The organism is Pseudomonas sp. NPDC077451, assembly GCF_044543345.1.
Taxonomy (GTDB): Bacteria; Pseudomonadota; Gammaproteobacteria; order Pseudomonadales; family Pseudomonadaceae; genus Stutzerimonas.
The window spans coordinates 89315-102687 of sequence record NZ_JBITVX010000011.1 but is presented as its reverse complement, the minus strand read 5'-3'; the positions used below and the strand labels follow the sequence as shown (position 1 = coordinate 102687).

At 61.0% G+C, this 13373-nt stretch carries 10 protein-coding genes; 5 read left to right on the top strand and 5 right to left on the bottom strand.

Annotation, left to right across the window (positions count from 1 at the left end; all coding sequences use genetic code 11):
• Nucleotides 1-18: 18 nt before the first annotated feature.
• Nucleotides 19-2604, bottom strand: coding sequence for a bifunctional diguanylate cyclase/phosphodiesterase (locus ACIGHL_RS17145; protein ID WP_128120797.1), 2586 nt, complete (start codon nucleotides 2602-2604; stop codon nucleotides 19-21).
• Between the two features lie 200 nt (nucleotides 2605-2804).
• Complete coding sequence (locus ACIGHL_RS17140) at nucleotides 2805-3695, bottom strand: LysR family transcriptional regulator (protein ID WP_446697670.1); 891 nt, start codon at nucleotides 3693-3695, stop codon at nucleotides 2805-2807.
• 114 nt (nucleotides 3696-3809) lie between these two features.
• On the opposite strand from ACIGHL_RS17140, the gene ACIGHL_RS17135 reads away from it, so the two are divergent.
• Nucleotides 3810-4235 carry a VOC family protein gene (locus tag ACIGHL_RS17135; RefSeq protein ID WP_128120799.1) on the top strand — a complete coding sequence of 142 codons (426 nt, stop codon included), beginning with the start codon at nucleotides 3810-3812 and terminating at the stop codon, nucleotides 4233-4235.
• Between the two features lie 78 nt (nucleotides 4236-4313).
• Here the strand turns inward: ACIGHL_RS17135 and ACIGHL_RS17130 are convergent, their stop codons facing one another.
• On the bottom strand, nucleotides 4314-5138 hold the full coding sequence (locus tag ACIGHL_RS17130; RefSeq protein ID WP_045426843.1) for an AraC family transcriptional regulator: 825 nt from the start codon (nucleotides 5136-5138) through the stop codon (nucleotides 4314-4316).
• A 211-nt stretch (nucleotides 5139-5349) separates the two neighbouring features.
• Here ACIGHL_RS17130 and ACIGHL_RS17125 point away from each other — a divergent pair, with 211 nt between their 5' ends.
• The gene (locus tag ACIGHL_RS17125; RefSeq protein ID WP_128120800.1) at nucleotides 5350-6150 is read left to right on the top strand and encodes an alpha/beta fold hydrolase; all 801 of its coding nucleotides are present in this window, start codon (nucleotides 5350-5352) and stop codon (nucleotides 6148-6150) included.
• 296 nt (nucleotides 6151-6446) lie between these two features.
• Nucleotides 6447-6863: a hypothetical protein gene (locus ACIGHL_RS17120; RefSeq protein ID WP_128120801.1), complete on the top strand. Its 417-nt coding sequence runs from the start codon at nucleotides 6447-6449 to the stop codon at nucleotides 6861-6863.
• Here the strand turns inward: ACIGHL_RS17120 and ACIGHL_RS17115 are convergent.
• Nucleotides 6860-8500, bottom strand: a complete 1641-nt coding sequence (locus ACIGHL_RS17115) for a Na+/H+ antiporter (protein ID WP_446697669.1) — start codon at nucleotides 8498-8500, stop codon at nucleotides 6860-6862. The two genes, ACIGHL_RS17120 and ACIGHL_RS17115, sit on opposite strands and share 4 nt — an antisense overlap.
• A 515-nt stretch (nucleotides 8501-9015) precedes the next feature.
• On the opposite strand from ACIGHL_RS17115, the gene ACIGHL_RS17110 reads away from it, so the two are divergent.
• On the top strand, nucleotides 9016-10743 hold the full coding sequence (locus ACIGHL_RS17110) for a tannase/feruloyl esterase family alpha/beta hydrolase (RefSeq protein ID WP_446697668.1): 1728 nt from the start codon (nucleotides 9016-9018) through the stop codon (nucleotides 10741-10743).
• A 292-nt stretch (nucleotides 10744-11035) separates the two neighbouring features.
• Entirely contained in the window at nucleotides 11036-12292 is a 1257-nt protein-coding gene (locus tag ACIGHL_RS17105) for an OprD family porin (RefSeq protein ID WP_128120803.1), read from the top strand.
• Between the two features lie 91 nt (nucleotides 12293-12383).
• Here ACIGHL_RS17105 and pcaD read toward each other — a convergent pair whose 3' ends face one another.
• Nucleotides 12384-13172: a 3-oxoadipate enol-lactonase gene (gene pcaD / locus ACIGHL_RS17100; RefSeq protein ID WP_216706819.1), complete on the bottom strand. Its 789-nt coding sequence runs from the start codon at nucleotides 13170-13172 to the stop codon at nucleotides 12384-12386.
• Nucleotides 13173-13373 lie beyond the last annotated feature (201 nt).

Below are 13373 nucleotides of genomic sequence, written 5' to 3'. Positions count from 1 at the left end.
GTCCAAACGTCGAAGAGCTCAACTTGCCCGACGATCGATGATGTAGTCACCCAGCTGAGCCAGCGGCATAGGCTTTGCGAACAGGTAACCCTGTGCCTCGTCGCATGCCGACCGCATCAGCTGCCGCAGCATATCGGCGTCCTCTACGCCTTCGGCCACGACGCGCATGCCAAGCGAATGGCACATTTCGGTCACCGCCTTGATGAAATCGAGACAGTTATCAGCCTTGGCGGTTGGGCAAAGGAAGGTCCGATCAAGCTTCACAACATCGATCGGATATTGGCGCAAATAGGCGATGCCGGCGTACCCGGTGCCGAAATCATCGATGGCAAGCCTGACGCCGATGGTTCGCAGGTTTCTCAGGAGCTGGTGCGAAGCGTCGGTGTCTTCGATCAACCCGGACTCGGTCAGCTCCAGTTCGAGACGGTGCGTATCCATCCCGGCCGCCTGCAATGCGCCGCTGACTTCGCTGCACAGCGTCGGCGATTTGAGCTGCACCGGTGACACGTTCACCGACAACATCAGCTCGGTACCGATGCGTTCGGTCAATTGCTGGATGTCTTTGCACGCCTGCTGCAGCACCCAGTTGCCGATTTTGCAGATCAGCCCCGTGGTTTCGGCGATGGGTATGAACACCGCTGGCGATACCAGCCCCTTGCTTGGATGGTTCCAGCGGATCAGTGCCTCCACACCGCATGGAACGTCATCGTCCAGGCAGATGCGCGGCTGGTAATGCAGCACGAATTCATTGCGTTCCAACGCTTCGCGCAGGTCGAGCTCGAGCGCCATGCGGTTCTTGGTCTCAATGCTCATCTCAGCCGAGAAGAACTGCATCCCGGTGCCGCCAGCATCCTTGGCGCGATACATGGCGATATCGGCGTGCTGCAGCAGTTCGTCAATGCTGGTGTCGGGGTTCGGATACAGACACATGCCCATCGATGCCGAGGGGTAGTAACGTGTGCCAAGCACATCGCAGGGCACTTGGATCGCCCGCAGCAGATCAGCTGCCAGCCGCTCGGCCGAGCGCACGCCGTCAGGTAGATGAGCCACCACCACAAACTCGTCGCCGCCCAGGCGCGCCACCAGATCACCGGACGGCAGCGCTTCGCGCAACCGATGGGCGATCTGCACCAACAGTACGTCGCCGTAGCCATGCCCCATCGAGTCGTTCACTTCCTTGAAGCGATCAAGGTCGATCAGCATGATCATCAGTTGCTGGCCTTCTGGGATGAAATTGACCAGTTCGCGCAGGTGATCATTGAGATAGGTTCGGTTGGGTAGCCCCGTCAACGAGTCATGAGTGGCCATGTGGTGCAGTCGGTGCTCGACCTGCTTGCGGTCCGTGATGTCAGTCAAGCCGCCGGACCACTCCTTCATGTTCCCGTGGTCATCGAAGATGGGCACGGCGTGACCGGTCATATGCCGATATTGGCCGTCAGCCCGGCGGATGCGGTATTCCGCGCGCTTGTTGCTATAAGTCGAACGCATTTCCTCAAGGACGACTTCAAGCGCGGGACGATCTTCCGGATGCACCGCTTCGAGCCAACCCTTCCCGCGCGATTGCTCGAACGTCTGGCCAGTGAATTCGCTCCAGTCGGGCTGTAGCTCAACGATGTCCACTTCGGGGCTGGTCGACCAGACCAAACTGTTGGTGGCCTTCACCAGCCCCTTGAAGCGGCGCTCGTTGGCTGCCATCTCTCGCTCGGCCTTGATCCGTGCCCGGTTGGCTCGATCGCGCTGCACCACCAGCGCCGCCGTATTGGCGAGCAGCGTGATCCCTTCTTGCTCCAAAGACGACGGCGCTGCGCATACGCTGCTGTAACAGGCAATGGTGCCCATCACCTCGCCGCGGTCAGAAAGAACGGGTGTGGACCAGCAAGCGCGCAGGCCGTGCTCAAGCGCCTTGTCCCGGTGCTGGGCCCAGTACGGATCGCTGGCAATATCCACGGCAACACTTGGCTTGCCGGTGCGTACCGACACGCTGCAGGTGGTTTCGTCGGAACCTGCGTCCATCGCATCGAGCGCAGCGACGAAATCTGGAGGAAGGTTGGACGCTTCAACGAATCGCAGCTTGCCATCCTCATCCAGGCGCATGATGGCTGCGCGAATGGTCCCAGCCGACTGCCTTTCGGCCGAGCGGGTAAGTTCGACCAGCACATCAGTCAAGGGCGCGCCGGCGACCGCCAGCTCCAGTGAGCGCATCTGCCCTTCGGCTATGGCCTCGGAGCGGCGGCAGTCGGTCACGTCCTGACTGACGAAGTGCAACGCCCGCAGCTCGGGATGAGCGGTGGAGCGACCGCTCACGCTGACCATTTGCACACTGCTGTCGCCGACCAGAACACGGCACTCGAAGCGCACCTCGTCACCGGTCGAGAGGGCGACAGCCACGTGCTCGGCGACCGGGTCGCGGTCGTCGGGATGGATGTGTTCCAAGAATTCGGTGAGTGAGGTGCTGCCCAATGCACAGGCATCGAGCGCATCGGTGACAGCCTCGACCGTCGCCTGGGTATCGCTTAGAGAATCGTCCAGCTCGACGTACCACTCCAGCAAGCCAGCCGATTGCAGCGTGAAAGCAAGCCGGGATTGCAGATCTGGTTGGGCCATGCTGTTATCCAAAAAGTTTGTAAAGCGAGCTTCTGCTTGGACCCATAGAGCTGGTCACCGTTCTGAGCTAGACCGATATACGCAGCTATCGTTGAATCCTCGCTTTATCAAGGGTAGTGCACGGCCCCGATAGCCCCCTGCGAAGCCTTCTATAACCGACGTTCGGTGTGGCTGGCGGGCGCTTTTACTTAGCGGGCGCGCTAAACCAGAGTCGGATCGCCCTGCTTCGCCAGCACTTCACGCACACAGCGGTGAAACAGCTGCTGCACCGGCAGCTGCCGGGCGCTGTGGCGACCGACCAGTACCAGCTCCCGGTAGAAGGTTGCGCCGCCCAGTCGCAGAACGCGGACGGTCGGCGTACTTTCTAGCCATAACCCGGCTTCTGGCACCAGGGCTACACCCAGCCCACAGGCGACCATCTTGACAATGGCATCCAACTCGTCAAGTTCCAGGCCAGGACGGACATCCAAGTGATGTTTGCGCAAGAACTGACTCACCTGCCGACCGCCAAAGGAGCTGCGGTCGTAACGTACGAACGGCTGCTCGACAAGGAGCTGCAACGGGTCATCACCGGCCACGTCGAGCGGCGTGATCAGCACGAACGGCTCGCGCTGAATCAACTCGGCATGGAGCTCCTTGGGCAGCGCAAATGGCGGACGGATCATGATCGCCAGATCGATCTCGCCGGCATCGACTTGCGACAACAGATTCAACGAGACACCGGGAACCAGCTTTGGCGCGACACCCGGCGCCTGTTCCAGCAGACGGAGCAGCACCCGCGGCAGCAGGCCGGTCTGTACCGTACCAATGGCACCGATTCGCAGTTCGCCCCGGTAGTCTTCGAGCGACTCCGGTCGACCCATCAAGCTGAACGTCTCGAGGATCTGCTCGGCCAGCGGCAGCGCCCGCAGGCCCGCTGCATTGAGATACGCCGAGCGGCCCGTTCGATCGAATAGGCGCAGGCCCAGCGCTTCCTCAAGATTTTTGATCTGGGCGCTGACAGCTGACTGGGTCAGCCCGATTCTGTGGCCCGCAGCGGCGAAGCTGCCGCACCGGGCGATCGCAAGGAAGGTTTTCAATTCGCGGATCATAGGGACCTGGATTGATCGAAATACTCGAGGCTCGACACGAACGATATCCGCTGTAGATGAGGGCGACAAATCGGCAACATGATCGTTACGGCCCCACAACAAAAGGAAGCCTTGATGAGCCTCTCCCCTTTTCACCTTGCGATCCCTGTCCATGACCTACCCGCCGCGCGTCGCTTCTATGGCGAAGTCTTCGGTCTCACCGAAGGCCGCTCGTCCGAGCATTGGGTCGACTTCGATTTTTACGGCCACCAACTGGTTATCCATGAGCACCCGCAGACGCCATCGCAGCAAGCTGCACACACCAATGCCGTAGACGGTCACGACGTTCCAGTGCCGCACTTCGGCATCGTGCTCAGCTGGCCAGAGTGGGAAGCGCTGGCCGAGCGCCTGCGCGCACGGGATACCAAGTTCGTGATCGAGCCCTATGTACGCTTTCAGGGCCAGGTCGGCGAGCAGGCAACCATGTTCCTCTTCGACCCTTGCGGCAATGCGTTGGAATTCAAGGCGTTCAAGGACATGAGTCAGCTGTTCGCCAAATGAGCTCTGCCGCTGCCAGTCATGGGTCAAGTAACGCAGCGCGGACGGACCGATAATGCCGGGAAGTACCCCGCCACGCCGTCACGCGCTCGCTGCGGCCTGCCATTCGCGCGGACTGGCGCCGGTCTTGCGGCGGAAGGCGCGAGCCAACGCCGATGGGCTTTCGTAACCCACCTCATCGGCAATCAGGGCGATCGGCCGGCCTTCGCGCAAGCGCTTCTGTGCCAGGCTGATGCGCCAACTGGTGAGGTAATCCGCCGGTGTCTGCCCGACCACCGAGCGGAAACTGGCGGCAAAGCTGGCCCGTGACATATTCGATTCGGCAGCCAGTTCGGCCACCGACCATGCACGCTCGGGTTCGGCGTGCATCAGCGTGATCGCCCGCGCTAGGCGCAGGTCTGCAAGCCCGGCCATCATTCCCGAACTCATCGTCTGGCTGGCCATCAAGTGGCGCAGCATCTGCACGATGAGCAGTTCGAACAGGCGCCCCATGACCGCCTCGCGGCCACAGTAACCGGCGACCGCTTCCTCAAACAGCCAGGCCAAGGCACCGTCGAGGATCGGCGCGTCGGCCACCGGCAGCAGCAAGACATCAGGCAACGCCGCGGCCAGCGGGTTGTTGGCCCCGCCGTCGAATTGCAGCGTCGCGCACACCAGCCGCGCGCCATCCGCTTCGTTGGCCAGCATGCGGTGCCGATACGGACGGGGAAATACCATCACCGTCGGCTCCGCCAACCGCACCTCGCTGTTGTCCGCCAGACGCAACGTCATGGCGCCTTCGCGCAGCACATGGATGTAGCCCACCTGGTCCGCAGTCTCGAAGGCCGCAACGCCACAGAGATCTCCGCTGTGATACAGGCCCGCGTGCATGCCGAAGTGGCACAGCAGACTCGATAGACGATCCATGGTTACCTGCCTCGATTAGACGATTAGTTGCATATTGAAGACGATTTGAGTCCTTTACGACAACCCGCCTGCGCATTATGACCCTGCACCTGACGCAAGTCGCTCCGAACTCCCAAGCCGTTTCCTGTGTGGGTGCTCCGGCCTGCTGAGCAGAGCCAGCCACCGCTACAACAACCCGAACCGTATCTAATCGAAAAGGTAGAACAACGTCATGACCACTGCATCGAAAACCCGCAACGCCGCAGCCGCCACCCTTCTCGCCGCCGCCACTACGCTGGGCAGCGTCGCCAGCTTCGCCGCCGACAAACCAACCGTGATTCTGGTGCACGGTGCGTTTGCCGAAGCAGCAAGCTGGAACGGCGTGGCCAGCCGGCTGATTGGTCAAGGTTATCCGGTCATCGCCGCAGCCAACCCGCTGCGTGGTGTAGCCAACGATGCCAAATACGTCTCCGACATCATCGAGCACACCTCAGGCCCTATCGTGCTGGTCGGTCATTCCTACGGCGGTAGCGTCATCACCAACGCAGTGAATGGCAGCGACAAGGTCAAGGCGCTGGTGTATGTCGCTGCATTCGCGCCGGCAACCGGCGAAAGCGCTGCCACGCTGGCCGGCAAATTTCCAGGCGGAACGCTTGGTCCGACCCTGGCCGAACCCGTTCAGCTGAGCGACGGCAACCAGGATCTCTACATCCAGCAGGATAAGTTTGCCGAACAGTTTGCTACCGATGTGCCGGCGGCCGAGGCGGCCTTGATGGCCGCTACGCAGCGCCCGATAACCGCCGCCGCGTTGAACGAAGAAAGCCAGCACTCCGCCTGGGCGTACGTACCTTCCTGGTTCGTCTACGGCACCGGCGACAAGAACATCCCCGAGGCCGCGCTGAAGTTCATGGCCGACCGCGCAGGCTCAAAGAAAACCCTGAGCATCCCCGGCGCCTCCCACGTCGTGATGACCTCGCATCCAGATGAAGTGGCTGCGCTGATCACAGAAGCCGCGCAAGCCAACGCCCAGTAACCGCTACGGCAAAAGGTCGGTCGATGAGCTTGGTTCATCGACCGGCCTCTTTGCGCCTAGGCCGCTTGTTAGACAGGGTTCGCCATCGGTCAGGGCTGTTGGACGAACGAACTTTTCACTCACGCAAGGCTAAACAAAAACCTCGATCAACCGATAACCCGACATGCCAAACGAAGCGTGTACGGCTCCAAGCCATCAGCCACGCGCGGCGTCTATTTCACCGATTTCGTACCTGTTGCGCATTGATCGCGTCAGCTCGAATGCGGAACACCCACCTGCAGACGGAAGCCCCTACCGTGCAACTCATCGATAACCGAGCGTTGATCAACGATGCCTTGAGCCAGTCTGCAGAACTGACGGGAGGACGCTTCGATCATCGCTACTGGTTGAGCAAGGTAGCGGACGTGAAGCTGCTGATCATCTCCAAGCCCGAAGTGCTTTTCGATCTTTCGGTCAAGGTGTACATCCCTTTGCCGTCAGGGCAGAAAACGCCGCTGACCTACGGCGATGGCTGGTTCAACTGGCACTTTCTCGGCAGCAAGAGCGCGGTGGTGACCATCGCCCGGGAAATCCTTTCAATCGCGAGTCGCAATCAGAAAGCACCATCGCCTGTGCTGCAGGCCTGGCTGACCCAGCTGGTGACGTTCAAGCACAGCGACCACACGATCGCCGTGCTTGAACCCGAAGCGCAGCAGGACCTGGCCGGCCGTTAAGCCGATTCCCCCGTCCCCAGCGCGGCCTCTTCATAATCGAGTTCGCGCAGCAGGGTTTGCAGCATCTGCTCGTCGATCTCGTGCCGTTTCCTCATGCGGTACATTTCCTTGCGCTGCACCGCAATGGCTTGAACGCGAATGACCCGCTCCAACGTCATGGTTTCACGGGCCTGGTTTGCTCGACCGTGATGGTCCATCAACGCTTCGATGTCGTGACGGTATGACTCGGTGACCCGCGCGGTCACCTCGCTGCGCAGCAGTGCGCTATCGGCATCCTCCACCGGGTTGGCCTGCTTCCAGCCCTCCAGCCAGCTGACCGCCGCCTGAGCAGCGAGCCGTCGTGCCTTTTTCAGCTCTTCCCTGTGTTCTTCGAAATCGTTGTTGGGTAGCTGCTTGAGGAAGTAGGGAATGCCCAGCGCACCGATCAGCAAGGACAGGATGATCACTGCCGCGGCGAGGAAGATCATCAGATCACGGCCTGGAAACGGTGTATCGCCGATCATTAACGGGATCGACAGCACACCGGCCAGGGTAATCGCACCACGCACGCCCGCAACCGCATTAAGCGCGGAAAACAACCGCAGGGGTTTGGGCTGAACCGTCCTGCCGAGCAGACGCCGTACACGGGCTTCGCTCCAGTGATAGCCATAAACGAAGGTAAAGCGGATGACCAACAGCAGCGCCATGATCGCCAGTGCACTGAATACCAGCATTGGCATGCTGTAACTCCCCTCGCCCGCTGCTTCCCATACGCGCTCCACGATACGCGGGAACTGCAGGCCCAGCAGCAGAAACACCAGGCCGTTGAAGCTGAAGTCGAGCATTTCCCAGACGCTGCGGTTCAAAATTCGGGTACTCGTCTTCACAGGCAGCATGTCGATACGGCTCTGCACCATGCCCGCTGCCACCGCTGAGAGAATTCCGGACATCCCGGCATGCTCGGCCAGGAAGAAAGCGGCGAACGGCAACAGGAGAATCATCACTACGTAGGTCGAGGGATCAAACAGATCCCGTGCGGTCATCCACTGTTTGGCCTTGCCTACCGACCAGCTCAGTCCCGCACCAATCGCGAGACCGCCCAGCGCGATGACGAAGAACTCGCCGGTAACGGTAACCAACGAGAAAGAGCCGGTGATAGCCGCAGCCAATGCGAATTTGAAGGAAACCAGACCGGTGGCGTCGTTCATCATCGCCTCGCCTTCGAGCTGATGCGCCATATGTCGCGGCAGCCGACCCTGGCCAATGGCGATGACTGCAAGTGCGTCGGTGGGCGAAAGAATGGCTGCTAACGCAAAGGCTGCGCCAAGCGGAATGACTGGCAGCAGCCAGTGAATGAAATAGCCCACCACCACCAGGATGATCAGCACGAGCACCAGCGCCATGGCGGTCATTTCCGCGCCGTGCTCGGTGAACTCGCGCTTGGGTATCTTCCAACCGTCATAAAACAGCAACGGTGGAATGAACAGCAGCATAAAGATCTCGGGCCGTAGCTCGACGCCCATGCCGAACGGTGGGAGCGCGAGCAGGCTGCCCATGATGATCTGCAGAATTGGCAGTGGCAGCGGAACGACATTGGCCAGAATGCGGCTGGCACCCACTGCAAGCAGCAGCAGGAAGATGAGGTAAAGCGTTTCCATGGGGGCGGGCTGGTCTCGACAGGAAAAATAGGCGGGGCGTGCGACCGTTGCGCACATACGACGAAAGTATAGTCAGGAGGTTTTGGAATATCCGCTTCGGCGGTCATATCCGTCCGAACTAAACGCTGCGAACTCGACGCCCGGTGTGCTAAAGCACAGACGTCACCGTGCCGGCACCCCGTCACGCCTCGGGGAGGCTTTTCTGAATCAACAGCCGCACCGCCCGTCGAAAAAGTCCAAGCCGCCATACAGAGTGTCCAGCAGCGACGACAACGCGGACCCCAATGTCCCGTGGACTGGACAGAACACACCTCAGCCGCAGCGCTGTGTTCAGCCTGATCGTCTTCATGCTAGAGCGGTCCGGCTGCAATCTTGTGACCGGTCATCGGCGGTTGAACCTTGCTCTGTTGAGCTGGCACAGCTTTGGCTCAGCCACTACGCCCGGCCAGTGGTTCTCGGGCATCACCTCGTGGCGTCAGTCATGAAGGCATGACAACAAGAACAAGGAAACCCACATGAAAGCATCCCGTGCAAAGCATTTTCGCAGCGCAGCCTCTCCGCGGCTGCTGTTGGCATCGCCCGCCCTGCTGGCGTTGGTGATTGCCGAGCCAACCCTAGCCGCTAACTGCAGCGAATTATCCGGTGCGCAAATCCCTGCTTCGGCGATCGCTCTACCCACATCGGGCGCGAGGGTCACAGCCGCGACCCTGAACCCAGGCGGTGGCAGCGCACCACAGACGTTTGGCCCACATTGCGATCTGAGCGTGGAAATCGCTCCGGTCGACCCAAGCGCACCCAGCATCAAGATGCGCATCGTCCTGCCTGAACAATGGAACAGCAAAGCGATGATGTATGGCGGTGGCGGCTACAACGGCACCGTCCCCAATGTTGCCGGCAACGTCCCGGCCGGGCCGATCGACCAGCCGACGCCACTGGGCCGCGGCTATGCGGTATTTGCCAGCGACTCGGGCCACGTCGCCAACCCGGTTCATCCGGGTGACTTCGCCTGGAACGAGGAAGCCTTGGCCAACTACGGCCACGACGCCCTGAAAAAAACCCGAGATACGGCGATGTACCTGATCGAGCAACGTTATGGTCAGCCACCGGTTCGCAGCTATTTTGCCGGAGGCTCCACAGGGGGCCGAGAGGCGCTTGCAGTGGTGCAGCAGTGGCCGAAGGATTTTCAGGGCGCAATCGTGCTCTACCCGGCCTACAACGCCGCCGCACTGGATTTGCAGTTTGGCCGCATTACCCGCGCGTTGGCTGCGCCAGGCGCCTATCCCAGCCTGGAAAAGCGTGCCGCGCTACTGGAAGCCGCGATGCAAGCCTGTGACGGGCTCGATGGCGTGCGTGATCGGGTGATCAGCCACCAGGCGGCGTGCAACGCCCAATTCGATCCAGCAACAGCCAAGCTCAACGGCCGTCCCTTGCGCTGCCGTGACGGGGCTGACACAGGTAGCAGCTGCCTGTCCGACGCGCAGATCAATGCGCTCAAGGTGTTCGATACGCCGATTCGTTTCAGTCAGCCATTGGCCAGCGGTGAACGCGGCTATCCCGGCTTCAATACCTGGGGCACCGACCTGGGCCGTCCCGGCGAAGGCCTGCAACTGGTGGTCAATCGGCTTGGCCTCAACACGCTGCAGCCCGACTATCCGATGCCGGTACACGGCACGGGCTTCGCCGAAGGCGCGCCCTACCATTCAGGGTTCTGGGACGAGTGGGTGCGCTACTTCGTGACCCGCAACCCGGCATTCAATTCCCTGACTCTGGACCCGACCGACCTCGGTCCGTGGCAGGCGCGAGTCGATGCACTGTCGCTGCGTCAGGACGTCAACCAGACCGATCTGTCGGCATTCGTTGCCAACGGCGGCAAGATTCTGATGGCCCATGGCACCTCGGATCAGCTGGTCAGCACCCGCGCCACGGCTGAATATTACCGGCGCGTGCAGCAGGACATGGGCGTCGGACAGACCCGCCGGTTCATGCGCTACTACGAGATTCCCGGCTACGCACACGCGGCCAGCACCGTCTTCAATGCCGCCTGGGATTCACTGACCGCGCTAGAGAACTGGGTCGAACGCGGCGTTACACCCAAGCGTCAGGTCGTCACCGACACCGTCGCCGTACCCGGTCGCACCCGCCCGCTTTGCGAATACCCAGGCTGGCCGAAGTACAAGAGGCGCGGCGATGTTAACGATGCCTCCAGCTTTGTCTGCGTGAAGAGCCACATAGGCCTCAACTAGAGCTGCATCGAAGCCGCGCCCCACACATCATCTGGTAAGCGCGGCGACCGGCTTCCAGCCGATTGGACAGCGTTTGGCCTGCCCTGACGAACATGTCCAGCCAGACAGACAGTGCTGCCCTACCCGTTTTGTGGCCGTGCGGTCCTTGAGGTAGTGACTGCAGGGCTCTGGCTAGGGCTCGCCGCCCGATAACGGTGGAATGCCGCCACTGCCGGTGCGCCTGGCACGGCATTCGCTATTCACTGAAGGGAAACCTGGCGACACCGAACCAATAACAACAAAAGGAAGCACCATGACAGACCTCCGCAATTTCGCCCGCAACCTGCTCTGCGCCAGCGTTGCACTGAGCATCACCGGCCCGGCTAGCGCTGCGTTCCTCGATGACAGCAAAGCCAGCGTCGAGCTGCGCAACTTCTACATGAACCGTGATTTCCGCCAGAGTGGCGCACCGCAGTCTGAGGCGGACGAGTGGGCCCAAGGCTTCATCATGAAAATCGAGTCGGGCTACACCGACGGGCCAGTCGGTTTCGGCGTGGATGCGCTCGGCTTGCTGGGCGTCAAGCTCGACTCCAGCCCGGATCGCTCCGGCACCGGCATCCTGCAGCGCGATTCGTCCGGTCAGCCGTCTGATGACTACGGCACCGCCGGGCTAACCGCCAAAGCGAAGATGTCCAACACGACCCTGCACGTCGGCACCCTGCAGCCGATCATCCCGGTGGTGATGCGCAACGACAGCCGCCTACTGCCCAGCATCTACCGTGGTGCCTGGTTGCAGAGCAAGGAAGTCGACGGGCTTACGCTCGACTTCGGCATGCTTGACCGCACCAGCTATCGCGACTCGTCAGATTACGAAGAGATGACGGTATTCACCGCGGGAGCACGCAACATCGTGTTGGGCAATGCCAAGACCAGCGACGAGTTCTTGTTCGCTGGCGGCAAATACCAGTTCAGGCCCGAACTGACCGGTAGCTACTACTACGGCGGCCTGGATGGCATCTACAAGCAGCACAACACGCAGCTGGTCCACATCATGCCGCTCGGTGAGAACCAGAGCTTCAAGACCGACCTGCGCTATGTACGCTCCACCGATGACGGTGGCAGCAACGTCGACAACAATGCCTTCGGCGCGCTGTTCACCTACAAGATCGGCGGCCATGGCTTTACTGGCGGTTACCAGACGTTGAGCGGCGACACTGGCTTTGCGTACGTCAGCGGCGGCGACAACATGCTGATCAACCTGTTGCAGATCAATGACTTCGGCAACGAAGACGAGAAGTCATGGCAGGTTCGCTACGACTATGACTTCGCTGCTGCTGGCATCCCCGGGCTGAGCCTGATGACCCGCTACGTGTCCGGTGACAACGTCAACCTGGCCGGCGGCGGCGAAGGTGAAGAGTGGGAACGCGATACCGATATCGCCTATGTGGTCCAGAACGGACCGTTGAAGAACCTCGCCATGAAAGTGCGTAACGCCACGGTACGCAGCAACTTTGGCAACGACATCAACGAAACTCGCGTGATCCTTAGCTACACCCTGGCGCTCTGGTAAGCGTCCTGAGCAGCACCGCAATACCTCCTCGTTGATCCTTTACCGGGCCCTTGCGGCCCGGCTTTTTGCATTCAAATCAACCTTGCGTGGCTCAATCGCAGAGAAACGCCATTACCGGCCGGGTGAACGCGTCGCTCGCCTCGACATTGGACAGGTGCGCAGCATCCAGTTCAATCAGCCTCGCCCCGGCGACATGCGCTTGGATAAAGCGCCCGTGCTCGGGCGTCGTGACCGGGTCCTTGCTGCCGCAGACAACCAGCGTTGGCACCTTGATCGCCCCCAGCTGCTCGCGGTAATCGGCATCACGCACGGCCGCGCAGTTGGCGGCATAGCCGGCTGGTGAGGTGTTGGCGACCATCTGAGTGATGCGACCCACCTCGACGGGATGCTGCGCCGCAAAGTCGGGCGTGAACCAGCGTGCGACAGACGCGTCACGCATGTCGCGCATGGCCTGCTCGCCACCGTGCAATACGCCGTCGATACGCTCGTTCCAGACCTCATCGGTGCCGATCTTCGCGCCCGTGTTGCAGAGCACCAGGTGGGTTAGGCGTTCACCGGCATGGATACCCAGCCATTGACCGATCAGGCCGCCCATGGACAGACCGCAGAAGGCGAAGCGATCGATGAACAAGGCATCGACGAGGTCGAGCACATCCTGTCCGAGCTGCGCGATGGTGTAAGGGCCAGGCGTGACGGACGAGCTGCCGTGACCGCGGGTGTCATAGCGCAGCACGCGAAAGTGTTGGCTGAACGCGGGGACCTGTGCATCCCACATCGCCAATGTCGTGCCCAGAGAGTTGGAAAGCACCAGCACAGGCGCATCCACCGGGCCATCGAAGCGGTAATTAAGTTCGCCATCGGCGAGTTTGATGCTGGGCATGGGAGCCCTCCTGAACGTCGAGTTAGAGGTGGCAGCGCACGTACAAGGAAGATGCTGTGCCTGCAATCACACCAGTGCCGTGACGCGGCAAACGCCGTTGCGGATAGCGCTGGTGGGCTGAAGCCCACCCTACTGATCCTCCTGGAAGTCGGATTTATAGGTATCCGCGAATGAGTAAGACGGCCGTTGTACAAATCATGC